Source organism: Kitasatospora sp. NPDC047058 (assembly GCF_040643935.1).
Lineage (GTDB): Bacteria > Actinomycetota > Actinomycetes > Streptomycetales > Streptomycetaceae > Kitasatospora.
This window is the reverse complement of record NZ_JBEYVJ010000094.1, coordinates 1-25,893: the sequence shown is the minus strand read 5'-3', so window position 1 is coordinate 25,893 and position 25,893 is coordinate 1. Positions and strand designations below refer to the sequence as shown.

18 protein-coding genes are annotated in these 25,893 nt (G+C 75.6%); 11 read left to right on the top strand and 7 right to left on the bottom strand.

The window, feature by feature from the left end; translation table 11 throughout:
* Positions 1-85: 85 nt before the first annotated feature.
* Positions 86-1,441, top strand: a complete 1,356-nt coding sequence (locus ABZ885_RS17055) for an ABC transporter substrate-binding protein (protein WP_360188459.1) — start codon at positions 86-88, stop codon at positions 1,439-1,441.
* 24 nt (positions 1,442-1,465) lie between these two features.
* On the opposite strand, the gene ABZ885_RS17050 is transcribed toward ABZ885_RS17055, so the two are convergent.
* From ABZ885_RS17050 to ABZ885_RS17040, 3 genes are all read right to left on the bottom strand, one after another.
* Positions 1,466-2,641: a PP2C family protein-serine/threonine phosphatase gene (locus ABZ885_RS17050; RefSeq protein ID WP_360188450.1), complete on the bottom strand. Its 1,176-nt coding sequence runs from the start codon at positions 2,639-2,641 to the stop codon at positions 1,466-1,468.
* An 84-nt stretch (positions 2,642-2,725) separates the two neighbouring features.
* Positions 2,726-3,148, bottom strand: coding sequence for a MarR family transcriptional regulator (locus ABZ885_RS17045; protein WP_360188447.1), 423 nt, complete (start codon positions 3,146-3,148; stop codon positions 2,726-2,728).
* Positions 3,149-3,216: 68 nt separating this feature from the next.
* Entirely contained in the window at positions 3,217-4,416 is a 1,200-nt protein-coding gene (locus tag ABZ885_RS17040; RefSeq protein WP_360188444.1) for a M48 family metalloprotease, read from the bottom strand.
* A gap of 273 nt (positions 4,417-4,689) precedes the next feature.
* Between ABZ885_RS17040 and ABZ885_RS17035 the strand changes: the two genes are divergently transcribed.
* On the top strand, positions 4,690-5,829 hold the full coding sequence (locus ABZ885_RS17035) for a CapA family protein (protein ID WP_360188441.1): 1,140 nt from the start codon (positions 4,690-4,692) through the stop codon (positions 5,827-5,829).
* Positions 5,830-6,528: 699 nt separating this feature from the next.
* Here ABZ885_RS17035 and ABZ885_RS17030 read toward each other — a convergent pair.
* The 3 genes from ABZ885_RS17030 to ABZ885_RS17020 form a co-directional block, all read right to left on the bottom strand.
* Positions 6,529-7,242 (bottom strand): siderophore-interacting protein, encoded by a 714-nt coding sequence (locus ABZ885_RS17030; RefSeq protein ID WP_360188438.1) that lies wholly within the window; start codon positions 7,240-7,242, stop codon positions 6,529-6,531.
* A gap of 102 nt (positions 7,243-7,344) precedes the next feature.
* The gene (locus tag ABZ885_RS17025) at positions 7,345-7,995 is read right to left on the bottom strand and encodes a TetR/AcrR family transcriptional regulator (protein WP_360188435.1); all 651 of its coding nucleotides are present in this window, start codon (positions 7,993-7,995) and stop codon (positions 7,345-7,347) included.
* A 4-nt stretch (positions 7,996-7,999) separates the two neighbouring features.
* Complete coding sequence (locus ABZ885_RS17020; protein WP_360188432.1) at positions 8,000-9,259, bottom strand: MFS transporter; 1,260 nt, start codon at positions 9,257-9,259, stop codon at positions 8,000-8,002.
* Between the two features lie 254 nt (positions 9,260-9,513).
* On the opposite strand from ABZ885_RS17020, the gene ABZ885_RS17015 reads away from it, so the two are divergent.
* From ABZ885_RS17015 to ABZ885_RS16990, 6 genes are all read left to right on the top strand, one after another.
* Positions 9,514-10,317, top strand: coding sequence for a 2,3-dihydro-2,3-dihydroxybenzoate dehydrogenase (locus ABZ885_RS17015; protein ID WP_360188429.1), 804 nt, complete (start codon positions 9,514-9,516; stop codon positions 10,315-10,317).
* Positions 10,318-10,528: 211 nt separating this feature from the next.
* Positions 10,529-11,731, top strand: coding sequence for an isochorismate synthase DhbC (gene dhbC, locus ABZ885_RS17010; protein ID WP_360188456.1), 1,203 nt, complete (start codon positions 10,529-10,531; stop codon positions 11,729-11,731).
* Positions 11,732-11,799: 68 nt separating this feature from the next.
* A complete protein-coding gene (locus ABZ885_RS17005) occupies positions 11,800-13,590 on the top strand; it encodes an AMP-binding protein (protein ID WP_360188453.1) in 1,791 nt (596 codons plus the stop codon).
* Between the two features lie 12 nt (positions 13,591-13,602).
* Complete coding sequence (locus ABZ885_RS17000; protein WP_360188427.1) at positions 13,603-14,235, top strand: isochorismatase family protein; 633 nt, start codon at positions 13,603-13,605, stop codon at positions 14,233-14,235.
* A gap of 5 nt (positions 14,236-14,240) precedes the next feature.
* Positions 14,241-14,465 (top strand): phosphopantetheine-binding protein, encoded by a 225-nt coding sequence (locus ABZ885_RS16995; protein ID WP_360188425.1) that lies wholly within the window; start codon positions 14,241-14,243, stop codon positions 14,463-14,465.
* Positions 14,465-15,226: an AMP-binding protein gene (locus ABZ885_RS16990; protein WP_360188423.1), complete on the top strand. Its 762-nt coding sequence runs from the start codon at positions 14,465-14,467 to the stop codon at positions 15,224-15,226. The genes ABZ885_RS16995 and ABZ885_RS16990 overlap by 1 nt, the downstream gene beginning before the upstream one ends.
* Before the next feature lie 142 nt (positions 15,227-15,368).
* Here ABZ885_RS16990 and ABZ885_RS16985 read toward each other — a convergent pair whose 3' ends face one another.
* Positions 15,369-16,511: a M20 family metallopeptidase gene (locus tag ABZ885_RS16985; RefSeq protein WP_360188421.1), complete on the bottom strand. Its 1,143-nt coding sequence runs from the start codon at positions 16,509-16,511 to the stop codon at positions 15,369-15,371.
* Positions 16,512-16,732: 221 nt separating this feature from the next.
* Between ABZ885_RS16985 and ABZ885_RS16980 the strand changes: the two genes are divergently transcribed.
* Genes ABZ885_RS16980 through ABZ885_RS16970 form a run of 3 tightly spaced genes read left to right on the top strand, consistent with a single transcriptional unit; the run spans position 16,733 to position 25,816 of the window.
* The gene (locus ABZ885_RS16980; protein WP_360188420.1) at positions 16,733-24,106 is read left to right on the top strand and encodes an amino acid adenylation domain-containing protein; all 7,374 of its coding nucleotides are present in this window, start codon (positions 16,733-16,735) and stop codon (positions 24,104-24,106) included.
* Complete coding sequence (locus ABZ885_RS16975) at positions 24,099-24,296, top strand: MbtH family protein (RefSeq protein ID WP_360188418.1); 198 nt, start codon at positions 24,099-24,101, stop codon at positions 24,294-24,296. Before ABZ885_RS16980 ends, ABZ885_RS16975 begins: the two co-directional genes overlap by 8 nt.
* A complete protein-coding gene (locus tag ABZ885_RS16970; RefSeq protein WP_360188416.1) occupies positions 24,293-25,816 on the top strand; it encodes a DHA2 family efflux MFS transporter permease subunit in 1,524 nt (507 codons plus the stop codon). The genes ABZ885_RS16975 and ABZ885_RS16970 overlap by 4 nt, the downstream gene beginning before the upstream one ends.
* Positions 25,817-25,893: the final 77 nt, after the last annotated feature.

The window sequence follows — 25,893 nt, the reverse complement described above, 5'->3', positions numbered from 1 at the left end:
CGCCGGGCCGCGGGGGGGCACAACTTGCTCCGTTGGCCGGGTGCCCCGGCGGCCGCCCCGGCGCGCCCGCCGGCGGACCGTCCCGCTGCTCGCCCTGCTGCTCGTCCTGCTGCTCACCGGTGTCGGCGCGGGCGCCTGCGGCACCCGGTTGCCGGACAGCGCCTTCGGCCACCGCCCCACACCGGGGGCGGGCGGCACGACGGGCGGCACCCCGGGCGGCGGCAACCCCGCCTCCGACACCGGCGTCACCCCCACCGAGATCCGGGTCGGCATCGTCACCTCGCTGACCAGCCCGGTCGGCAGCGAGGTGTTCAGCGGCCCCCGCTACGGCGCGCTGGCCTTCGTCCAGGCGCTCAACGACCGCGGCGGCCTGCACGGGCGCACCGTCAAGGCGGTCACCTGCGACGACGGCGGCAGCGGCATCGGCAACCAGGACTGCGTGCACCGCCTGATCGACCAGGAGCACGTCTTCGCGTTCGTCGCGGGCAGCGTGCTGGACTACGCCGGCGCCCCGTACGTGAGCGAGAAGGGCGTGCCGGACGTCGGCAGCCAGCCGATCGGCACCGCGTACGAGCGCTGGCCGCACCTGTACGGCATCTACGGCAGCAGCGCGCCGCGCGACGGGAACGCCGTCGGCTGGAACGGGACGCTCTACCAGAGCACCGAGGTGTTCCGTTTCTTCAAGGAACGGCTGGGCGCCCGCAGTGCGGCCGTGGTCGCCTACAACCAGGCCGACTCGGCCCGCTACGCCGCCCAGCTGAAGGCCGGTCTGGAGGCGGAGGGCTACCGGGTGCTGGTCCAGACGGTCGACTTCGCGCTGCCGAACTTCCAGGCGGTGGCCGCCGCCGTCCGGGCCGACGGCTCCCAGCTGCTGTTCGACGCCATGGACACCCGGGGCAACGCGGCGCTCTGCCGGGCGCTGGACGACGGCGGGGTGAAGGTCACGGCGAAGGTGACCAACGTGCAGAACTGGTCCGAGACCGTCCGAACCGACTACCAGGCCTCGCCGAACTGCCGCAACGTGCTCTGGGCGACCTCGTCCAGCCTCAACTACGAGGACGTGCAGTACCCGGCGGTGCAGGAGTTCCGCACCGCGATGGCCCGCTACTACCCCGACCGCGAGCCGCTGCTCTCGGCCTGGGAGCTGGAGGGCTGGGCGGGCGCGCAGTGGCTCACCGACGCGATGGACTCCTGCGGCGCGGACCTCACCCGGGCCTGCGTCGGGCGGTTCATGGACCGCACCGAGCCGTACGACGCGCACGGGCTGATCCTGCCCGCCTCCTTCGTGCCGGAGCCGCCGCCGTCCGGTCCGACCCGGGCCTGCCTCAACGCCGCCCGCTGGCAGGACGCCGCCGAGGGCGGCCGGGGCGGCTGGGTCACCCAGGTGGCGTCGATGACCACCACCTGCTTCGACGTGCCGCAGCTGCCCTACAAGCCCTGAGCGGCCGGCTCCGGCGGGGACGGTTCAGGTGAGCCGTTCGACCACGACGATCGCCGCGTCGTCGTCCAGCCGGCCGCCGACGTGGGCGAGCAGGTCGTGCCGGAGGTGTTGCAGCAGCGCGGCCGGACTTTCGGTGTGCCACGCGGCGACGCGCTCGGCGAGCGGGTAGAAGCGCCGCTCGCTGTCCCGGGCCTCGATCACGCCGTCGGTGTAGATCAGCAGCCGGTCGCCCGGCAGGAACGGGAACACCTCCACCTCGTACGCGGTCGGGGCCAGCTCGCCGAGCCCGAGCGGGGGCGCGGGGCGGCGGGCGTTGAGCGCGGTGGTGGTGCCGGCGTGCAGCAGCAGCGGGGGCGGGTGGCCGCAGTCGATCAGGCGCAGTGTCCGGCCGTCGTCCGGGATGTCCAGGATGACGGCGGTGATGAACGACTCGCCGCTGTCGTCCGCGCCCGGGTCGGCGCCGGTGCCGTCCGCCCCGCCCAGTGCGGGCGGCCCGGCCCGGCGCAGCCGGCTCTGCTCGGCGAGCTGGGCGAGGTCCCAGCAGACGCTGCCGTCCAGGTACCCGGCGAGCTCCGGAAGGTCGGCGTGGAGGTGGGCGGCGGCGCGGAACGCGCCCAGCAGCAGGGCCGCGTCGCCCAGCGAGGAGAGGCCCTTGCCGCGGACGTCGCCGACCAGCAGCCGGGTGCCGGTGGCGGTGCGGGCCGCCGCGTAGAGGTCCCCGCCGACCTGCGCCTCGGCCTCGGCGGCCAGGTAGACGGAGGCGAGGTGGAGCGGCCCGATCCGGTCGGGCAGCGGGCGCAGCAGGACGCGCTGGGCCGCCTCGGAGACCGAGCGGACCTGCGCCAGCTCCCGTTCGTGCCGGTCGCGCAGCACCCGCAGGACGACGATCAGGGCCGAGACGGCGAGCAGCGCGCCGAGCTGGGTCTCGTGGTTGGCGGTGGTGAGGCCGTCGCGGAGGAGGCCGATCACGGTGAGCGCGGCGAGCGAGAGCAGGGCGACGGCGGTGGTGGCCCGGGCGCCGGCGAAGGAGGCGGTGATCGCGGGGGCGACGATCAGCAGCGGGCCCAGGTGGATATCGGGCGGAGCGAGGACGTCGACGACGGTGATCGCCGCGATCAGTGCGAGCGGCAGTACCGTCAGCGCGTGGCGGCCGGGCCGCCGCGGCCGGCGGCGGTCACGAGGACGCTGCCGATGTGGCACCTCTCCTCTGTACACCGTTCGGGCGGTGGGCCGCACGTCGGCCGCCGCCCGCCCGCGGCCCGGGGCGCCCCGGGCCCGTGGGTGTCAGTCCTCGGCGCCGTAGCGGGCCAGGTAGTCGGCGAAGCGGGCGACGTCCTGGTCCGACCAGTCGGTGAAGCGGGCGGCGAAGGACGCCCGGCGCTGCTCGTTGGCCTCGCGCAGCAGGGTCAGGCCGGCCTCGGTGGCGCGCAGGATCTGGCCGCGCTGGTCGTCCGGGTCGGTCTCGCGGCGCAGCAGGCCGAGCTTCTCCAGCGCGGTGACCTGGCGGCTGACGGTGGACTTGTCCAGCATGAAGTGCATGGCGACGTCGGCGGCCCGGCAGCCGCCGCGCTCGTTGATCAGGTCGAGGATGCTGTAGGTGACCAGGGAGAGGTCCGGGTGGAGCTGGCTGGCCTTGTGGCGGGCACGCCGGGCGAAGGCGGTCAGCTCGCGCTGGATGGTGTCGATCGACGTCTCGCGGCCGGGCACGGCGGGCCTACCTCCTCGGGAAATTTTGTTGCACTATACAACGATTCTTCGGGGTTCGGCGGTGCCGTTCAGTCGGCGGCCGCTGCGTTGTGCGCCGATGCCGCGGCCCAGGCGCGGGCGGCCGCGATCCGGCGGGTCGCGCTCGGGTGAGTGGCGAACAGTAGCTCAAGCACCCGCGGCGGGTCGACGTCCGACACGTTGACCAGTGCCAGTCTGCGCTGCATCGCGATGAACTGCTCGGCGTCCGATGTGAGTTCGAGGGCGTGCCGGTCCGCCCGGACCTCGACGTGGCGGCTCACCGCGCACTGGGCCGGGCCCGACAGGGCGCCCAGCAGCGCCGCGCACGCGGCGAGCATCGGCAGCGCGCGCGGATCGGACACGTCCGGCACCCCGGCCGCCGACAGCAGCGGGGCCCAGCCTGACAGGCCGCCGAGCAGGGCCACCACCACGGCCGCCCCCACGGCGCCCAGCACCGTGCCGGTCAGCACGTCCCGGTGCTTGACGTGCCCCAGCTCGTGCGCCACCACCAACTCCACCTCGCGCGGTTCGGCGGTGGACAGCAGCGTGTCGTACACGACGATCCGGCGGGTCGCGCCCAGGCCGGACACGTAGGCGTTCAGTGCCGTCGTCCGCCGCGACGCGTCCGCCACCAGGACGTCCCGCACCCGGATGCCGTCCTGCTCGGCGAGCCCGAGCAGCGCGCTGCGCAGCGGGCCCGGCGGCATCGGCGTGAAGCGGTTGAAGACCGGCTCGACCAGCAGCGGGTAGAGGAACGAGAGCGCCGCCGTGAGCAGCGCCGCCGCGCCCGCCGCGGGGATCCACCAGTACTCCGGTGACCGGCCGGTGAGGGCGAACAGGCCCAGCGCGACCGGAAGGGTCAGTGTCAGGGCGAGCGCCAGCCCGCGCAGTGCGTCCACGGCCCAGCCGCCCCAGCCCTGGGTGACCAGGCCGTACCGGATCCGCACCGTGCGCACGCCTGCGCCGAACGGCAGCTGCACGGCCTGCCCGAGGACGACGAGTGCGGCCGCTCCGGCCAGCACCTCCGCCGTCCACGAGCCGCCGAACCAGTCGCCCACGCCCGAGACCAGGCCGGCTCCGGCGGGCGTCAGTCCGAGGATCAGGGTCAGCGCCAGGCCGGCCAGCCGGCCGCCGAGTGCCCAGGGCAGCTGGGACCGGCGCAGCGCGCGGCCGCGGGCGCGCTGGGTGGGGGTGAAGTCGTCCGTGGGGTCGGTGGGGGTGCCCGGGGTTGGGCTGACAGAATCTGTCATCTGTTATCTGTCATCCGTCTTCTGTTATCTGTCCTCTGTTGTCTGTCAGTTGAATTCTGTCAGCGGCCGGCCGTCAACCGCCGTGCCGGCCGCCGCGATCGGCACGTCGGATCATCATGTCGGATCAAGGCCCGCCCGGGCGGCACCCGGCTGGTCGGGCCCGGGTCCGGACGCCGCCGAACGATGGCGAACACGGTGTGGAGGCAGGGCGAAGGCCGCGCGGGGGAGTGGCGTAGGCTGACCGCTCTTGGACCGACCCCGGGGGGATCTCATATGCGCCGTGTCGCGGCCGCCGTCGCACTGCTGCTCGGGTTGATACCCCTGGCCGCCTGCGGGCCGGACGACCCGGACCCGGCCCCGGCCAAGGCCGCCGACGCCGCCCCGCCCGCGGCCGGCGGGTCCGCCACGGCGAGTGCCGCCGGCACCGCGCCCGCCGGCAGCCCCGCGGCGCCCCGCCCCGACGGCAGCATCACGGTCGCCTTCGCCGGCGACGTCCACTTCGAGGGCCGGACGGAGTCCCGGCTCGCGGTCAAGGCCCCCGAACTGCCCCTCGGCCCGATCTCCACGACCATCTCCGACGCCGACCTCGCCGTGCTCAACCTGGAGACCGCGATCACCGACCGCGGCGCCCCCGAGCCGAAGACCTACACCTTCCGCACCTCGCCCAAGGCGCTCACCGCGCTCAAGGACTCCGGCGTCGACGTCGTCTCGATGGCCAACAACCACGCCGTCGACTTCGGCGCGGACGGCCTCGCCGACACCCTCGCCGCCAAGGAGTCCTCACCGATCCCGGTCGTCGGCGTCGGCCGCAACGCCAAGGAGGCGTACGCGCCGTACGTCACCACCGTGCGCGGGGTGAAGGTCGCGGTGGTCGCGGCCAGCCAGGTCGAGGACATCACCAACCAGAAGTGGCGGGCCGGCGCCAACAAGCCGGGCATCGCCTCGGCGCTGGACGCCGTCGCCCTGGTCAAGGCGGTGGAAGCGGCGAAGCAGCAGGCCCCCGTCGTCCTCGTGTACCTGCACTGGGGCGACGAGGGCAAGGCCTGCCCCACCGGCCCCCAGACCACCATCGCCAAGAAGCTCGCGGCGGCCGGCGCCACGGCGGTGGTCGGCACGCACGCGCACACCATGCTCGGCGCGGGCATGCTCGGCAACACCTATGTCGGCTACGGCTTCGGCAACTTCCTCTGGTACGGCACGTCCAACTACGCCTTCTCCAACGAGACCGGCGTCACCACGCTGACCATCGGCCCGGCCGGCAAGGTCACCGACGAGACCTTCACCCCCGCGACCGTCGACGGCCAGGGCGTGCCCGTCCCGCAGACCGGCGCCGCCGCCGAGGCCGCCCTCAAGCGGCGCGACGGCCTGCGGGGTTGCACCGGCCTGGCCCCTGCGCCCGGCTCCGCGCACTGAGTTCGTCCAGATCGCGGGTGGTGATCGCCTCCGCCACCGGGACGCCCCGGACGCCGCCCCGCCGTACCAGCGCCAGCCGCTCCCGTACCTCGCGGGGCGTCCGCGGCCGCCAGCCGGGCCCGTCGCAGCACCGGGAGTGGAACGTCACCCCGGCGGCGAGCACGGCCGACAGCGCCCGCCACCCCGCGTCGTCCCGGCGCTTCGGCACGGCGAGATCCTGCCCCGCGTCGGTCAACTCGCCCTGGCAGTGCGGGCACAGGCTGCGCCCCGGCACGGGCCGCCGCTTCACCGAAACGCGGCAGGGCAGGCAGACGAAGTGCCTGCGGGTGGTCTGGGGTCGGATGCACACGGCCCCACGATAGGTCTTCGACGGACCGCCGGCACGCGCGTTTTCCCGCGCCCGCCACGACCCGTGGGCCATCGCCGGCCGCCGAGGGTCGCACCTCGTCCGCCACGGTGGCAGGGACCCTGGGCCGGAGTCCGCCCGCGGGCCATGGCGGGCGCGGGCGGCTGCGGAGCGCGGCGTGCGGACGGGGACGCGGCTCGACTCCGGCGACCCGGGATCGGTCGAGACCTGGCTCGCCGGCCGGTCGCGTACTCACCGGCCGGGGGCGTTGCCGCCCCCGGCCGGCCTTCGCGTCTCTTTGCTTGCGGGGCGTGCCGCGGCGCCGGCCGCCGACCGGGCCGCGACACCTCGTCTCAGCCCTTGTGGTCCGCCTCGCCGTGCTTCCAGTAGCCCTTGGCGTGGACGTGGTCGCGGGGGAGGGACCAGTCGGTGAGCAGGTGGCGCCGGACGGTGGCGATGCCCGTGGACTCGCCGGCGAGCCACGCGATGGTCCCGGGCGGGATGTCGGTGGCGAGCAACGTCTCCGTGAGCAGACAGCCCTTGGGGTGACCGTAGGTGCCGGGGCCGGTGCTGCGCGGGAGCCAGGTGGCGGTGATGCCGGGGCGGTCGGGGAGCGGCAGGGTGTCGTCGGCTGTGGCGATCTCGAAGTACGCGGACACCTCCACGTCCGGCCTGAGCTGTTCGAGGATGGTGAGCGCGGCGGGGAGGGCGCTCTCGTCGGCGGCGAGGAGGACGTGCGCTGCGCCGTCGAAGTCGGGGTGGCGTCCGCGCGGTCCGGCGAGGCGGGCGCGGTCGCCGGGGCGGGCGGTGGCCGCCCAGCGGGCGAGCGGGCCGTTGCCGTGCAGGACGATGTCGATGTCGGTCTCGTGGTCGGCGGGGCGGTGGTGGCGGATGGTGTAGGCCCGGGACGCTCCCTCGGGGATGGCCAACTTGACCCACTGGGTGGGGTGTTCGATGACCAGGCCGGCGAGGTCGGGGCCGGTGAAGGTGATCCGGAGGAGGGTGGAGGTCAGCGGGGTGACCGCGCCGACCGTGACGTCGTAGGTCGGCCGGGGGCGTTTGAACATGATGACTCCTGCGGGCCCGGAGGTGGACACGGGCCGGTTGAAAGGGAGTTGAGTGAGAAGGATGCCGCGCGTGGCGGTCCGGCACCGCGGGAGCGGGAACGCTCAGCGCGGGAGGTGCTGGTCGAGCAGCTCGTCGACGAACGCGGTGTCGAGCGGGCGGCGCAGCACCAGGGCGCGGTGGTAGAGCGGGGCGAGCAGCGCGTCGAGGAGTACCGCGGCCTCGTCCTCGGAGACGCCCAGGGCGGCCCGGGTGTGCGCGATGTCGCGGGCCCGGAGCTCGTCGAGGAATCCGGTGTGCAGCAACTCCGCCGTACGGGGGTCGAGTTGGGCGTGACCGAGGAGGGCCTGAAGGACGCGGCCGGCCGGGTCGTCGCCGAGGAAGCCGGCGAAGCGGTGGATGTACGAGCGCAGGTCGGCGGGGTCGGCCGGGTCGGTGGGCCAGACCAGGCCGGAGCCGGCGTCGAGGACCAGGTTGTCGAAGAGGATGTCGACCTTGGACTTCCACCAGCGGTAGATGGTCTGCTTGGCGACTCCGGCGGCCGCGGCGATGCCCTCGATGGTGAGGCCCTCGAAGCCGTGTTCCACCAGCAGGTCGTCCGCGGCGTTGAGCACGGCCAGGCGCGCGGCCTCGCTCCGGCGGCTGCTGCTGTTCGCGCTGCTGCCGGTGGCGGTGCGGGGCTGGGCGGCGATGGTGCTGGCGTCCTCACGGGCGGGCCGGTGTGGGGATCGGCCGGGGGTGCTGGTCGACCTCATCCTCTCATGCCTCTTCCGCTGCGGGTCCGGCCGGCCGGGTGGCCGCGGCGCCCGGGGCGTACGACGGCCCGGTCCGCCGGAGCAGCCCGGCCGCCACGCCGAGGGCCAGCAGGGCGACCAGCGCACTGAAGGTGACGCCCGCCGTGCGCAGGTCGGTGGCCTGGATGAGGACGCCGACGCCGACCACCGGCACCGAGAGCATCGCGTACAGGATGGCGAAGAAGGTCGAGACCGCCGCGCCGCGCTGCTGCGGGGCGACGCCGCCGTTGACGGCGCCGAGGCCGGTGCCGACGGCGGTGCCGGTGGCGAGGCCGTTGACGCAGGCGCCGAGCAGCAGCGGCGGCAGCGTCTCGGTGAGCAGTGCGGTGGCGATCAGGGCGGCCGCCAGCACCAGGCCGGCGCAGGCGATCGGCAGGGCGCGCGGCTTGGGCAGCACGCGGGCGAGCAGCTGGCCGAAGGCGGTGGCGGCGAAGGCGAGGCAGACCACCAGGCCGGTCAGCGCGTGGTGGTGGATGTTCAGCACGGTGCCGAGGAAGAGGCCGCTGACCGAGGTCAGCACGCCGAGCACGGCGAAGCCGGAGCCGCCGGCGAGCGCGGCCCGCAGGAAGGCGGGCCGGATGCCGGCCGGGATGCGCAGTGGCTGGAACCGCAGGCGGACGCCGCCGCGCGCGCTCCGGGCGACCGTCTCGGGGACGGTGGGCAGGGCCAGCAGTGCGACGGCGGTGATGACCAGCGTCACCGTCCAGGGCAGCCGCAGAGGGGAGCCGGCCCATTCGGCGAGGACGCCGGAGAGCAGGGTGCCGCCGGCCAGGCCGCCCATGTTGGCGGCGAGCGCGAGGGTCTGGGCGCGGAGCCGCTTCTCGGGCGGGGCGAGATCGAGCAGGGCGGCGGTGGCGGAGCCGGTGATCAGGGCGGCGGCGAGGCCGGAGACCACCCGGGCGGTGAGCAGCCAGGGCAGCGAGTCGGCGGCCTCGAAGAGTCCGGCGGCGGCCGCGGCGAGCAGCAGGGCGGTGGCCATCACCGGGCGGCGGCCGACCTCGTCGGAGAGCCGGCCGAGGGTGAGCAGGCCGGCGACGACGCCGAGGGCGTAGACGGCGAAGATCACCGTGACCATGAACGGCGAGAAGCCGAAGGCGTGTTGGTAGAGCGGGTAGAGCGGGGTCGGGACGGTGGTGCCGGCCATGGTGACCCAGAAGGCCAGGGCGACGGCGGCACGGGCGAGTGGGCCCGGCACGCGGGTGGTCCGCGGGCGGGTGCTCCTCATGGGGTGCTCCTCGGGGATGCGGTGAAGGTGGGCGCATGAACATAGACGCAACGGTGCGTCTCGGTTGGACGGTAACACTGGACGCAACGTTGCGTCTACATTCGCCGACCGCCGACGATCCGACTGCGGCAGTCGCTGTGGCGGCAGTTGACGGTCGGGCAGATCGGGCGTCCGGGCTCCGCGCCCTCTCGGCACATCCGAACACCTGTGTTAGGTTAGGCTTGCCTAATGTTGCTGGTCGGAGGGGATTTCCTGTGCTGCAGTCCGAACTGGTCGGTACCACCGCGATGGTCACCGGAGCCGGGCAGGGCATCGGCGCGGCCGTGACGCGCGCGCTCGCCGCCGCGGGCGCCGTCGTCGCGGCGGTCGACCGCAACCCGGACCCGCTCACCTCGCTCGCCCGGGAACTCGCGGGCGGGGGTGCGGCGGGCGACGGTCCCGTCCGCCCGTACGTACTGGACGTCACCGACGCGGCCGCCGTCGAGGCCACGGTCGACCTGGTGGAGCGTCAACTCGGCCCGATCGGCGTGCTGGTGAACGTGGCCGGAATCCTCCGGCCGGCACCCGCCGTCGAACTGACCGACGAGGACTGGGCCGCCACCTTCGCGGTCAACACCACCGGGGTCTTCCACACCTGCCGGGCGGTCGGCCGCCGGATGGCCGAACGCCGCACGGGGGCCGTGGTCACCGTCGGGTCCAACGCCGCCGGCGTCCCCCGGGCCGGCATGGCCGCCTACGCGGCGTCCAAGGCCGCGGCCACCATGTTCACCCGCTGCCTCGGCCTGGAGCTCGCCCGCTCCGGCGTGCGCTGCAACATCGTCTCGCCCGGGTCCACCGACACCGAGATGCAGCGCGCGCTCTGGGAGGGCGACGCCGAGGCCGCCGAGCGGCGGGTCATCGACGGCGACCCGGCCGGCTGGCGGGTGGGCATCCCGCTCGGCCGGATCGCCCAACCCGCCGACGTCGCCGAGGCGGTGGCCTTCCTGGTCTCCGACCGCGCGCGGCACATCACCATGCACGACCTGTACGTGGACGGCGGCGCCACCCTGCGCGCCTGAGCCGGCCGCAGACCGACCGCAGACCGACCGCAGACCGGCCGCGGACCGGCCGCGGACCGGTCGGCCCCGACCGTCCGACCCCGGCCGGCCGGGCCCGGACGGCCGCCCCGGCCCACAAGGCCGCCGGACGCCCACACCCCCACCCCCGAACCACACCATCCGCCGGCCGGCGCCACGAGCAGCGCCCGGCGGCCACTCGCAGACTGGGAGAATCCAGGTGACCACGGTGCACCACGCCCCCGCCGGGACGGACCACACCGTCATCGGCGCGGCCAGCGGGCTGCTGGGCCAGTACCGGGCCGCGCCCGACGAGGCGTTCTTCGCCTCACCGACCCGCACGCTGCTCACCGACGGCGTGCACGCCCGGGTGCCCCAGGACGCCCGCCCGCTGCCGCTCCGGGTCGCCGAGACGCTCGATCGGGCCCGCCGCGCCGGAGTGGAACGCCCGCTGGTGGTCGGCGCGGTGGCGTTCGACCACGACAGCCGCGCCGAACTCGCCGTCCCCGCGCGGGTCCGCGAGTGCGGTGCGCTGCGCGACGACCCGCTGATCGCACTGCCCGCCCCGGCCGCCGACCGGATCGACTGGGACGTCCGCCCGGTACCCGCGCCCGAGGCCTACGGCGCCGGCGTCGCGGAGGCCGTCCGGCGTCTCCGCGCGGGCGAGTTGAGCAAGGTGGTGCTGGCCCGCACGCTGGAGCTGAACGCCGGCCGGCCGCTCGACCTCCCCGCGATCCTCCAGCGGCTGGCCCGCCGCGACCCGGGCGGCTACACCTTCGCCCTCCCGGCCGGCCGGGGCCGGACGCTGATCGGCGCCAGCCCCGAACTCCTCCTCTCCCGCCGCGGCACCGCGGTGCTGGCCAATCCGCTGGCCGGGTCGGTCCCGCGCAGCGCCGACCTCGGCGAGGACGTCCGCCGGGCGGCCGCGCTGCTCGAGTCACCCAAGGACCTGCACGAGCACGCCGTCGTGGTGGACGCGATCCGCGCCGCGCTGGCGCCATACTGCCGGACGCTGGACGTGCCGGAGCGGCCCACCCTGGTCCGCACCGCCGCGATGTGGCACCTGGCCACCACCATCACCGCCGAGCTGGCAGACCCGGCCGTCTCCGCGCTGGAACTGGCCACCGCACTGCACCCGACCCCGGCCGTGTGCGGCACCCCGACGCCGCTGGCCCGGCAGGCCATCGGCGAGATCGAGCCCTTCGACCGCGGCCTCTACGCCGGCATGGTCGGCTGGGGCGACGCGGACGGCGACGGGGAGTGGGTCGTCACCCTGCGCTGCGCCGAGGCCGACGAGCGGACGCTGCGCGTGTACGCGGGGGCCGGCGTGGTCGCCGAGTCCCGGCCGGAGGCCGAACTGGCCGAGACCAGCGCCAAGTTCCGTACCTTCCTGGACGCCGCGGGGGTGCCGCGATGAGCAGCTTCGAGAACACCGTGACCGGTGCGCCGGCTGCCGACGCGCTGGCCGCTGCGACCGCCGGGCCGATGGCCGAGGTGCTGGCCGGATTCACCCCCTACCCGGCCGAGTTCGCCGACCGCTACCGCACGGCAGGCCACTGGCGTGGCGAGACCTTCGGGGCGATGCTGCGCGAGCGCGCGGCCGCGCACCCCGACCGGATCGCCATCGTCGACCCCGGCGGGCCGGGCAGCCCCGACGGGGCCGGCGGCGGCCGCCGCTGGACGTACGCCGAACTCGACCGCAGGGCCGACCGGATGGCCGCCGGCCTGCGCGCCAGCGGCCTCGGCCGGGGTGACCGGGTCGTGGTCCAACTCCCCAACGTGGCCGAGTTCTTCGAGGTGGTCTTCGCGCTCTTCCGGATCGGCGCGCTGCCGGTCTTCGCGCTGCCCGCCCACCGCTACACCGAGGTCTCCTACTTCTGCTCGTTCACCGGAGCGGCCGGCTACGTGATCCCGGGGGTCGAGGGCGGCTTCGACTACCGCGAACTGGCGAGCCGGGTCCGGGCGGAGACGCCTTCGCTGCGGCTGGTCCTGGTGGCCGGCGAGGACCCGGGCGAGCACGTCCGGCTGGCCGACGTCCCGGCGGACGCGCCGACCGCGGGACCGGCCAAGGGGGTACCGGGCGAGGGAGCCCCGTCCGAGGGGGTGCCGACCGAGGGGGTGCCGTCCGGCGCACCGGCCGGGATGCAGCCCGAACCCGGGCCCGGGGACGTCGCGTTCCTCCAGCTGTCGGGCGGCAGCACCGGCGTGCCGAAGCTGATCCCGCGCACCCACGACGACTACATCTACTCGCTGCGCGGCTCGGCCGAGATCTGCGGCCAGGACGAGCGGAGCGTCTACCTCTGCGTCCTGCCCGCCGCACACAACTTCCCGCTCAGCTCGCCGGGTTCGCTCGGCACGCTGTACGCGGGCGGCCGGGTGGTGCTCTGCCCGCAGCCGGACCCGGAGACGGCCTTCCCGCTGATCGAGCGCGAGGGCGTGACCATCACCGGCCTGGTGCCGCCGCTGGCGCTGCTCTGGCTGGACGCCGCCGAGCGGCGCCGGGCGGCCGGTGAGGACCCGGGGCTGGCGAGCCTCGAAGTGCTGCTGGTCGGCGGCGCGAAGTTCAGCGAGGAGGCGGCCCGCCGGGTCCGCCCGGTGCTGGGCTGCACGCTCCAGCAGGTGTTCGGGATGGCCGAGGGGCTGGTCAACTACACCCGGCTCGACGACCCGGAGGAGGTGATCGTCACCACCCAGGGCCGGCCGATCTCCCCGGACGACGAGGTCCGGGTGGTCGACGACCAGGACCGTGACCTGCCCGACGGCACCACCGGTCACCTGCTCACCCGCGGCCCGTACACCATCCGCGGCTACTGGAACGCGCCCGCGCACAACGCCGGCTCCTTCACCGCGGACGGCTTCTACCGCACCGGCGACCTGGTCCGCCGGACCGCCACCGGCCACCTGGTGGTCGAGGGCCGGGCCAAGGACCAGATCAACCGCGGCGGCGAGAAGGTCGCCGCCGAGGAGATCGAGAACCACCTGCTCGCCCACCCGGCCGTGCACGACGCAGCCGTGGTCTCGATGCCCGACCCCTACCTCGGCGAGCGGACCTGCGCCTACGTGGTGCTGCGCGACAGCGCCCGCGAACATCCCCCGAAGTCCGTCGAGTTGAAGCGGTTCGTGCGACAGCGCGGCCTCGCCGACTACAAGGTGCCCGACCGGGTCGAGTTCGTCGACGCCTTCCCCGCCACCGGAATCGGCAAGGTCAGCAAGAAGGACCTGCGGGCTGCCATCGCGGCCACCCTCACCAACCCCGCCACCCCGAACCAGAGTTAAGGAAGCACCGCCGTGGGCCTGCCCCGCATCCCCTCCTATCCCATGCCCGCCGCCGACGAGCTGCCCGCCAACCGGGTCTCCTGGACGGTGGACCCGTCGCGCGCTGTCCTGCTGGTGCACGACCTGCAGAACCACTTCCTCGACGCCTTCGACACCGGCGCCGCGCCGGTGACCGAACTCTTCGCGAACATCGGCCGGTTGCGCACGGAGGCCGAGCGCCTCGGCATCCCGGTCGTCTACTCGGCGCAGCCCGGCGGCCAGAGCCCCGAACAGCGCGGTCTCCAGCAGGACTTCTGGGGCCCGGGTATCCCGGACGACCCGCGCGCGGTGGCGATCGCCGACGCGGTCGCCCCCGGCGACGGCGACGTCCTGCTCACCAAGTGGAAGTACAGCGCCTTCGTCCGCACCGAGCTGGCCGAGCTGCTGCGCGCGCAGGGCCGCGACCAGCTGGTGATCACCGGCGTGTACGCGCACATCGGTGTGCAGGCCACCGCCTGCGACGCCTGGATGCGCGACGTCCAGGCGTTCGTGGTGGCCGACGCGGTCGCCGACTTCGGCCCGGACGAGCACCGCGCCGCCCTCGCCTGGATGGCCGGCCGCTGCGGCCTGGTCACCAGCACCGACGCCGCACTCGAAGGGAAGTGACGGGCATGGCCTTCACCGTGGAACGCATCCGGGCCGAGGTGGCCGACCTGCTCGGCGAGGACCCGGCGGACATCCCGCTGGACGAGAACCTGGCGGACTGGGGGCTGGACTCGGTGCGCCTGATGGCGCTGGCCGAGCGGTGGCGGGCGGAGGGCGCGGAGGTGGCCTTCGTCCAGCTGGCCGAGAAGCCGGCCATCGAGGCCTGGGCCGAACTGCTGGGCGCGTCCTGATGGACCCGGCCGAGGCTCCGGTACTCCCGCAGGCGCGGGTGAAGCGGCCGCCCACCACGGTGGTCGGCCCGATCGAGGTGCAGGCCGCCCGGACGCCCGACGCGCCCGCGCTGGTGCTGCCGGACGGCCCGACGGTGTCCTACGGCGAGCTGAACACGGCCGCGAACCGGCTCGCCCGGCACCTGGCGGGCCTCGGCGCCCGCCCCGGTACCGTCGTCGGCCTGGCGCTCACCCGCCCGGCCGAGCTGGTCCCGGCGCTGCTGGCGGTGGCCAAGTCCGGTGCGGCGTTCCTGCTGCTGGACCCGGACGACGCGCCGGGACGGCTCGCCTGGCTGCTGGCCGACGCCTCGCCGGTCTGCGTGCTGGGGGAGGGGGTGCCCGGTGCCGTCCGGCCGCGGGCGGAGGAGGTGGCGGCCCGGCTGGCGACCGACCCGCCGCGCGCGCTGACCCCGCAGCACCCGGTCTGGCTCGCCTACGGCCCGGGCGGCCGGCCGACGGGCGTCCCGGTGGCGCACGCCGAGGTGGACCGCCGGGTGCGGAACCTGCAAGCCGCGTACGGGCTGGGCGTGGGCGACCGGGTGCTGCAACTCGGCCTGCCGCTCTGGGAGTTCTTCTGGCCGCTGCGCACCGGCGCGGCGCTGGTGCTGACCGACCCGGACCGGCCGGCCGAGGTCGGCCGGCTGGTCCGCGAGCTGGGCGTCACCGCGCTCCGGGCAGCCCCGGCGGCGCTCGCCGCCGCACAGCCGGCGATGCACGGGTGACCCCGAACGGCTGACGGCCGACGGCCGACGGTCGACAACCGGCAGCGGGCAGGTAACAGATGACGGCGAACAACTGACAACTGACAGATTTCAACATCTGTCAGTTGTCAGCTGTCAGTCGTCGATTGTCTTCCGTCGGTCGTCAGCCGTTCCGCGCCGCCGCGAAGTCGGCCGCCGTCCACGCCATCGCGACCGCGCCGTCCAGTACGGCGCGGTCCGCCTCGGGGGAGACGGCGGCTTCGGCGAAGGCGGCCTCGTGCGGGGCGCAGGCGCCGCCGGTGATGTCCAGCACCGGGTGGATGGCCGGCAGGACGTGCGAGACGTTGCCCATGTCGGTGCAGGCGAACGGCCCGCTCTCCACCGGTTCCGGCCGGCCGAGCGCGGCCGCGTTGCTCCGCCAGAGGGCGAGGAGCCCGGCGTCGCTGCGGAAGTCGAGGTAGTCCGGCTCGGGCCGGGTCAGCTCGACCTCGCAGCCGGTGGCGAGCGCGCCCGCGCGGAAGCAGTCCTCGACCCGTTCGCGCAGGGCCGCCAGGTCCTCCGCGGCGGAGGTGCGGATCTCGTACTCGGCGGTGGCGGTGTCCGGGATCAGGTTGGGGGCCGTCCCGGCGGCGGTGGTGATGCCGTGCACCCGCCAGTGCGGAGGCAGTTGCTGGCGCAGCAGCCCGAGCGCGACCTGTGCGACGGTGAGGGCGTCGGCGGCGTTGCGGCCCTCGTGCGGGTTGAGGCTGGGGTGGGCGGCGCGGCCGGTGTAGCGGACGGTGAGGGTGCCGAGCGCGAAGGAGCGGAAGTCGGCGACCTCGACCGGGCAGGGGTGGACCATCATCGCCGCGTCCACCCCGGCGAACGCCCCGTCGTCGAGCAGCAGCGCCTTGCCGGCGCCGCGTTCCTCGGCAGGCGCGCCGATCACCCGGACGGTGAGCCCGAGCCGGTCCGCGTACGGGGCCAGGCCGAGCGCGGCGCCGAGGCCGGCGGCGGCGATCAGGTTGTGGCCGCAGGCGTGGCCCAGCCCGGGCAGGGCGTCGTACTCGCAGACCACGGCGACGGTGACCGGTCCGGAGCCGAGGCTCGCGGTGAACGCGGTCTCCAGGCGGTGTGCGGGTGCGGTGACCGCGTAGCCGTGGGTGCGCAGCAGTTCGGCGCACCAGGCGGCGGCCCGGTGTTCCTCGAACGCGGTCTCGGGGTGGGCGTGGATGCGGCGGCTGAGCGCGAGCAGGGCGTCCCGGTGCGCGAGCACGCGTTCGCGGACGGCCGCCTTCAGGCCGTCGAACCCGTCAGGGCCGTTCACGCCCGCCCTTCCCTCCGGGCTCTCCCGGCCCGCCAGGCCCTCCCGGCCGTCCACGGCGCCCGGGGGTGGCGCGGGTCGGCTCGCGTTCAGGGGGGACATCGGCGCCTCCGGGGGCGTCAGGGCCCGCGTTCCGGCGGGCTGGTGATGAGTCGATATGAAGATAGCTTAGGCTAACCTAAGTAGGCGTTCCGTTTCGCCGGACCCGAGGAGCTCTCAGAACCATGCGTCGCCACCAGGCCGCGTCCGACCCCGTCGCCGTCCCCGCCGCAGCCGACGTACCGCTGCTCGCCACCCAGGCGGCGATCTGGTACGCGCAGGCGCTCGACCCCGACAGCCCGGTCTACAACACCGGCGACGCCGTCGAGATCACCGGCCCGCTCGACGCGGACCTCTTCGAAGCCGCCCTGCGGCAGGCCGTCGGCGAGGCGGAAGCCCTCTCCGCGGTGGTCACCGCCGGCGAGGACGGCGCCCCGCGCCAGCAGCTACGCCCCGGCCACGCCTGGCCGCTGCACCGGCTCGACCTGTGCGCCGCCGAGGACCCGGACGCCGAGGCGGAGGCCTGGATGCGCGCCGACCTCGCCCGGCCGGTCGACCTCGCCACGGGGCCGCTCTTCACCCAGGCCCTGATCCGGCTCGCCGACGACCGCCACTGCTGGTACCAGCGGGTGCACCACCTCGCCGTCGACGCCTACGCGCTCACCCTGCTCGGCGGCCGGGTCGCCGAGCTCTACACCGCCCACGTGTCCGGCGAGCAGCCCGCCGGCCGCAGCTTCGCCACCCCCGCCGAGGCCGCCGCCGAAGAGGCCGCCTACCGCGAGGGCCCCGACTACGCCGCCGACCAGGCCTTCTGGCGCGATCGGCTGGCCGGCGCCGCAGCCCCCGCCACACTGCCCGCTGCCGTCACGCCCACAGCGGCACCCACCCCCGCGGCCCCCGTCACCCCGACCGCCACCCCCGCCGAACTGCTCCGCCAGGCAGCCGACCTCCCCACCGGCACGCTCGCCCGGTTCGAGAGCGCCGCCGGCGCCGTCCGCGCCACCTGGGCCGAGCTGGTCATCGCCGCCACCGCCGGCTACCTGCACCGCCTCTCCGGCACCGAGGACGTGCTGCTCGGCCTCCCGCTCGCCAACCGCCGCGGCCCGGCCGCCCTGCGCACCCCGGTCGCCGCCGCCAACGTCCTGCCGCTGCGCCTCGCCGTCCGCCCGCAGGACACCGCCGCCGAACTGCTGCGCCGCGTCGTGCTGGAACTCCGCGCCGTCCGCCGCCACCAGCGCTACCCGCTGGAGGACCTCCGCCGCGACCTCGCCCTCACCGGCGGGCGGCGTGCCCTGTTCGGGCCGCTGGTCAACATCAAGGCCTTCGAGCGCGACCTCGACCTGGCCGGCCTTCCCGGCACCGTCCGCAACCTCGCCGCCGGCCCGGTCGACGACCTCGCCCTCGCCGTCTCGCCCGGCCCCGACGGCGCACTGCGCATCGGCCTGGACGCCGACCCCGGCCGCTACGACGCCCCCTCGCTCGCCGCGCACCGGGACGGCCTGCTGCGCTACCTCGACGGGCTCGCCGGCCTGCTGCTCGCCGACCCGCAGACGCCGATCGCCCGGATCGACCTGCTGGACACCACCGCGCTGCACCGCGCCACCGCCGGCCGTGACGAACCCGCCGTCACCCGCACCCTGCCCGCGCTGTTCGCCGGGCAGGCCGCCCGCACCCCGCGCGCCGTCGCCGTGCGCAGCGGCGGAACCGTTCTCACCTTCGCCGAGCTGGACGCCGCGAGCAACCGCCTCGCGCACCACCTGGCCGCCCTCGGCGTCCACGGCGGGACGCCCGTCGCACTCGCCCTGCCGCGCAGCGCCGGCACCGTGGTCGCCATGCTGGCCGTGCTCAAGGCCGGCGGCGCCTGCCTCTCGCTCGACCTCGCCCACCCCCGGCAGCGGATCGCCGACATCCTGGACGACGCCCGGCCGGTCTGCGCGGTCGGCACCGCGGACGCCCTCGCCGCCCTGCCCGGCGGCGGGGACCGGCCCGCGGTCACCCTCGACGACCCCGCCGTCCGCGCCGCGATCGACGCCCGGCCGGCCACCGCCCTCCCCGGTCCGGACCTCGACGGCACCGCCTACCTGCTGCACACCTCCGGCTCCACCGGCCGTCCCAAGGGCGTCGTGGTCACCCACGCCTCGCTCGCCAACCTGCACGCCGGCCACGGCGAGGACCACATCGCCCCCGCCGTCCGCCGCACCGGCCGGACGCAGCTGCGCGTCGCCCACAGCGCCTCCTTCGCCTTCGACGCCTCCTGGGACCCGGTGCTCTGGATGGTCCACGGCCACGAGCTGCACCTGCTGGACGACGAGACGTACCGCGATCCGGCCGCCCTCGCCGGCTACGTCGACCGGGAGCGGATCGACTACCTCGACCTGACCCCCTCGTACCTCGAAGTCCTCATCGCCGAAGGCCTGCTGGACGACGCCCGGCACCGCCCGGCGGTGGTCGCGGTCGGCGGCGAGGCCACCCCCGACGCGCTCTGGCGGCGCCTCACCGCCGTCGACGGGCTCACCCCGCTCAACCTCTACGGCCCGACCGAGACCACCGTCGACGCCTACACCTGGACCCCCGGCGCGGACGGCGCCCCCGTCGGGCGGGTGGTGCGCGGCTCCCGCGCCTACGTCCTGGACGGCTCGCTGCGCCCCGTCCCCGACGGCGCCACCGGCGAACTGTACGTGGCCGGCGCCTGCCTGGCCCGCGGCTACCTCGGCCGCCCCGACCTCACCGCCGAGCGCTTCCCGGCCGACCCGTTCGGCCCTCCGGGGAGCCGGATGTACCGCACCGGCGACCTCGCCCGCCGCCGCGCCGACGGCACCCTGGAGTTCCTCGGCCGCGCCGACGACCAGGTGAAGATCCGCGGCTTCCGGATCGAACCCGGCGAGATCGCCGCCGTCCTCGGCCAACTCCCCGGCGTGGAGCGGTCCGTGGTGATCGCCCGCCCCGGACCGCACGGCAAGCGGCTGCTGGGCTACGCCGTCCCCGCCGCCGGGGCCGAGCTCGACCCGGCCGCCCTGCGCGCCGCGCTCGCCGAGCGGCTGCCCGACCACATGGTGCCCGCCGCCGTCCTGGTGCTGGACGAACTCCCGCGCACCGCCAACGACAAGCTCGACCACCGCGCCCTGCCCGAGCCGGCTGCCGCGCCCGCTGCCGCGGCCGGTGGCGACGACGTCCCCGCCACCCCGCAGGAGGAGGTCATCGGCGGGCTGTTCGCGGCCGTCCTCGGCCTGGCCGGGGCGCCCGGCCGGTCGGCGTCCTTCTTCGACCTCGGCGGCCACTCACTGCTGGCCGGCCGCCTCGCCGCCCGGATCCGCGAGAGTCTCGGCACCGCCGTCGGCTTCGCCGACGTCTTCCGCCACCCCACCCCGGCCGCGCTCGCCGCCCTGCTGCGCGAGCGCTCCGCGCCCGAGCCGCGCCCGGCGCTGCGGCCCGCCCGGCGCCCGGACCGGCTGCCGCTCTCGCCCGCCCAGCGCGGCCTCTGGTTCCTGCACCGGCTCGAAGGCCCCAGCCCCACCTACAACATCCCCCTGGTCCTCACCCTCACCGGTCCGCTCGACCGTGTTGCCCTCGCGCAGGCCGTCACCGACCTGGCCGCCCGCCACGAGATCCTGCGCACCGTCTACGTCGAACCCGCCGAGGGCGAGCCGTCCGCCGCCGGCCCGTCCGGCGGCGAGCCGTACCAGCGCGTGCTGCCGCCCGCCGACGTCCCCCTGCACACCGGCGGGTCGCTCGCCGAGGCCGTCCGGCACTCCTTCGACCTCGCCGCCGAACCGCCCCTGCGGGCCGGCCTGTTCACGGACGGCCCCGAGCAGCACACCCTGCTCCTGCTGCTCCACCACATCGCCGGCGACGGCGCCTCCACCACCCCGCTGGCCCGCGACCTGGCCACCGCCTACAGCGCCCGCCGGGCCGGCCGCACGCCGGAACCCGCCCCGCTGGAGGTGCAGTTCGCCGACCACGTGGCCTGGCAGCGGCAGCTGCTCGGCACCGCCGCGGCGCCCAGCCCGCTCGCCGTCCGCCAGCTCGACCACTGGCGCAAGGCCCTGGCCGGCCTGCCCGACCAGCTCGACCTGCCCACCGACCGCCCGCGCCCGGCCGTCGCCGGCCACCACGGCGCCACCGTGCCGTTCGCCCTCGACGCCGACGCCCACGCCGCCCTGACCGCGCTCGCCCGCGCCACCGGCACCAGCGTCTTCATGGCCGTCCAGGCCGGCCTGGCCGCGCTGCTCACCCGGCACGGCTGCGGCACCGACATCCCCGTCGGCACTCCGGTCGCCGGCCGCGACTCCGACGAGACCGCCGCGCTGGTCGGCTACTTCGTCAACTCGGTGGTCCTACGCACCGACACCTCCGGCGACCCGAGCTTCCGCGAGCTGCTGGCCCGCGTCCGCGCCAGCGTCCTCGGCGCGTACGACCACGCCGACCTGCCCTTCGACCGGCTGGTCGAGGAGCTCAACCCGCCGCGCTCACTCGCCCGGCACCCGCTGTTCCAGGTCATGCTGGCCTGGCAGAGCGTCCCCGACGAGGAGTTCGCGCTCGGCGGCGGACTCACCGCCCGGATCGGCGCCGTGCCGTCCGGCACCGCCAAGTTCGACCTCACCCTCAACGCGGGCGAGCTGCGCGGCGGCGGCATCGCCGGCTTCCTGGAGTACCGGACCGACCTGTTCGACGCGGCCACCGTCCAGGCGCTGGCCGACCGGCTCGCCCGGCTGCTGACCGCCGCCGCGAGCGCGCCCGAGACCGCGATCGGCCTGCTCCCGCTGACCAGCCCCGAGGAGCGGCGGCGCGCCCTGGTCGAGTGGAACGGCACGCCCGTCACCTCCACCCCCGGGGCCACCCTGGCCGAGCTGTTCGAGGCCGCAGCCCTTGCCAACCCGGAGGCCACCGCCGTCAGTTACGGCGGAGCCACCCTCGACTACCGCGAACTCGCCGCCCGAGCCGACCGGTTGGCCCGCCTGCTGGCGGCGCGGTCGATCGGCCCGGGCACCATCGTCGCGCTCGCCCTGCCGCGCTCGCCCGACCTGGTCGTCGCCCTGCTCGCGGTCGCCAAGTCCGGCGCCGCCTACCTGCCGCTGGACCCGGACTACCCGGCCGACCGGCTCGCCTACATGCTGGCCGACGCCGCACCCGCCGCGCTGCTCACCGACACCGCCACCGCACCCCGGCTGCCCGCCCACCAGGTGCCCCTGCTCCTGGTCGACGGCCCGGAGGCGGCCGGCTTCCCGGCCACGCCGCTGGCCCAGCACGAGCGCACCCGGCCGCTCACCGCGGACGACGTCGCGTACGTCATCTACACCTCGGGCTCGACCGGCCGGCCCAAGGGCGTTCCGGTCACCCACCACAACGTGGTCCGGCTGTTCACCGCCACCGACCACTGGTTCGGCTTCGGCGCCGGGGACGTCTGGACGCTCTTCCACTCCTACGCCTTCGACTTCTCGGTCTGGGAACTGTGGGGCGCCCTGCTGCACGGCGGCCGGCTGGTCGTCGTCCCGCACCTGGTCAGCCGCGACCCGGCGGCCTTCCTCGACCTGCTCGCCCGCGAGCGGGTCACCGTCCTCAACCAGACCCCGTCCGCCTTCTACCAGCTCAGCGCCGCCGACCGGGACCGCCCGGGCACCGAACTCGCCCTGCGCTACGTCGTGTTCGGCGGCGAGGCGCTCGAACTCGCACGCCTGGACGACTGGTACCAGCGGCACGCCGACGACGCGCCCGTCCTGGTCAACATGTACGGCATCACCGAGACCACCGTGCACGTCTCCCACATCGCCCTCGACCGGGCGAGCGCCGCCGCCGGCACCAGCAGCACCATCGGCGTCAACATCCCCGACCTGCGGGTCTACGTCCTCGACCGGCACCTCCAGCCCGTCCCGCCCGGCGTCACCGGCGAGATGTACGTGGCCGGCGCCGGCCTCGCGCGCGGCTACCTCGGCCGCCCGGCCCTCAGCGCCGAACGCTTCGTCGCCGACCCGTACGCGGAACTCTTCGGCGAGCGGGGCACCCGGATGTACCGCTCCGGCGACCTCGCCCGCCGCCGCACCGACGGCGTCCTGGAGTACTTCGGCCGTGCCGACCAGCAGGTCAAGATCCGCGGCTTCCGGATCGAGCTCGGCGAGATCGAGGCCGCGCTGGCCGCCCACCCGGACGTCGCCGACGCCGCCGTGATCGTCCGCGAGGACGTGCCCGGGGACAAGCGCCTGGTCGGCTACGCCGTCCCCGCGCCGTCCGTGCACGCCGTCACCGCCGAGGAACTGCGCACCCACACGGCGGCCGGCCTGCCCGTCCACATGGTCCCGTCCGCGGTCGTCCTGCTGGACAAGCTGCCGCTGACCGCCAACGGCAAGCTCGACCGGCGCGCCCTCCCCGCCCCCGACGCCCCGGCGAGCGGTGGTGGCCGGCCCCCGCGCAACCCCCGCGAGCAGCAGCTCTGCGAGCTCTTCGCCGAGGTCCTCGGCCTGCCCGCGGTCGGGGTCGAGGACGACTTCTTCGCCCTCGGCGGCCACTCGCTGCTGGTCGTCCGGCTGGCCGGCCGGATCCGCAATGTGCTCGGGCTGGAGGCCGGCATCGGCACGCTGTTCCAGGCCCCGACGCCCGCCGCGCTGGACGCCGCGCTCTCCGTCATCGAACACGCCGGCGCGGACGCCACCGGGGACGCCGCTCGGGCCGCCGACGCGCTCGACGTCCTGCTGCCGCTGCGGCCCAGCGCCCCCGGCCGGCCGGCCCCGCTGTTCGCCGTCCACCCGGCCGGCGGCCTCAGCTGGTGCTACACCGGGCTGATCCGCCACCTCCCCACCGAGGTCCCGATCTACGGACTCCAGGCCCAGGGCGTCGGCGCCGCCACCGCCGCACTGCCACTGCCGCGGACCATGGAGGAACTCGCCGCCCACTACGTCGACCGGCTCCGCGAGGTCCAGCCCGACGGCCCCTACCGCCTGCTCGGCTGGTCCACCGGCGGCATCATCGCCCACGCCATGGCCGTCCGGCTCCAGGAACTCGGCTGCACCGTCGAGCTGCTGGCCATCCTGGACGCCTACCCGGCCGAGGGCTTCCGGGAGCTGCCCGTCCCCGACCAGGCCGAGGCCCTCGAAGCCCTGCTCACCATGGGCGGCTACGGCCCCGAGGACCTCGACGGCCGCCCGCTCGAACTCGCCCACGTCACCGAGCTGCTGCGCCGCGAGGGCAGCCCGCTGGCCGGCCTGGGCGACGCGACGGTCGAGGCGCTGAACCGGATCTACCTCAACACCAACCACCTGGTCCGCGGCTACGACCACCGCCCGTTCGACGGCGACGTGCTCTTCTTCCGGGCCACCGTCGACACCATCGACGAGACCCTGGTGCCCGAGCTCTGGACCCCCTACGTCACGGGCCGGATCGACAACACGAACGTGGCCTGCTCGCACAAGGACATGACCCTGCCCGAACCGATCGCGCACATCGCCCGCGTGATCGCCGGCCACCTGGCCCGGCTCGGCCACACCGACCGCCCCGAACACACCGACCGCCCCGGCCACACCGGCCACGCCGACCGCACCGCACCCCAGGAGAACCCGACCCATGAGTGACGCGCCCGCCAACCCCTTCGACGGTGACGGCGAGTTCCTCGCCCTGGTCAACGACGAGGGCCAGCACTCGCTCTGGCCGGCCTTCGCCGCCGTCCCGGCCGGCTGGACCGTCGCCCACGGCCCCTGCGCCCGAGCCGAGGCCCTCGACCGGATCACCGCGAACTGGACCGACCTGTGCCCGGTCCGGTGACCCCCGCCGACGACACCGCGGCAGCCGACGCCGGAGCCGACATCGACGCTGGAGCCGGCCCGGAAGCCCCCGCCGACGACACCGCGGCCGCCACGGCCGGGGCCCCCGCGCCGCGCCCGCTGTTCGCCGGGCGCGTCGCGGTGGTGGCCGTCTACACGGCCGCGATGTGCATGAACGGCCTGGACTCGACCATCGTCAACCCGGCACTGTTCACGATCGCCGGGGACTTCGGCCGCCCCGTCTCCGCCGCCAACGCGGTGGAAGTGGCCTTCCTGGTCGGCCTGGCCGTCGGCCTGCCGGTGGCCGGCTGGCTCGGCGACCGGTTCGGGGTCCGCCGGGTCTTCCTCGGCTCGCTGTCCGCCTTCACCCTCGCCTCCGCCCTGTGCGCCGCCGCGCCCGGGCTCGGCACGCTGTCCGCCGCCCGGGCCGTCCAGGGCGTCGCGGGCGGGCTGCTCACCCCGGTCGGGATGACCCTGCTCTTCCGCGCCTTCGCGCCGCACGAGCGGGCCGGGCTCGGCAAGGTGCTGATCGTGCCGACCGCCCTGATGCCCGCCCTCGGGCCGCCGCTGGGCGGCTTCCTCACCGAACACCTCTCCTGGCACTGGCTGTTCCTGGTCAACGTGCCGATCGGGGCGGCGGCGGTGCTGACCGGCCTGTTCGGGCTGCGGGACCAGGACGAGGAGGCGGCCGGCCGCTTCGACACCACCGGCTTCCTGCTCGCCACCCCCGGCCTCGGCCTGCTCACCTACGCCCTCGGCTTCGGCCCGGCGCACGGCTGGGACTCCCCGGCCGTCGCGACCGGCGGGGTGCTCGGCGTGCTGCTGCTCGGCTTCGCCGTCCGGCACCAGCTGCGCACCGGGGACCCTCTGGTGGACCTGCGGCTGCTCGCCGACCGCGCCTTCGGGGCGGCCACCTGGCTGGCCCTGCTGACCGCCGCCGGGCTGATGGGCGCGCTGTTCGTCTTCCCGCTGCTCTACCAGGCCGCCCTCGGGGCGTCGGCCCTGGACGCGGGCCTGAGCGTCTTCCCGGAGGCGATCGGCCTGATGGCCGCCTCCCAGGTGGTCGACCGGCTGCTGCCCCGGACCGGCCCGCGCCGGCTCGCGGTGCCCGCCCTGCTGCTCGCCGCGCTGGTCCTCGCCGCGCTGGCCGTGCCGGGCGTCGGGGGGAACGCCTGGGCGGTCCGGGCCCTGATGTTCGGCATCGGCCTGATCCTCGGGACCGCCGTGCTCACCCTGCAGATCGCCGGGTTCGCCGACGTCCCGCCGCCCGCGATGGGCCGGGCGATGGGTCTGTTCACCATCGTCCGCACCCTCGGCGGGGCCCTGGGCATCGCCGTCACGGCCGCCCTGATCGGCGCCCTCGCCGAGGACGGCCCGCACACCGCCGAACCGGGTCCCTACCGCGCGGCCCTGCTCGTCACGGCGGGGGTCGTCGCGGCCGGCACCCTCATCGCGGCCCGCCTCCCGGCGGAAGCCCCGGCCCCGCCGCCGGACGGCCCCCCGCCGCCGGACGGCCCCTAGAAGAACCGCAGCGCCCGACCGGGCCCGCCCCCGTCCCCGGGGGGCGGGTCTTGGCCTGGTCACGACGCCCGGCCCGC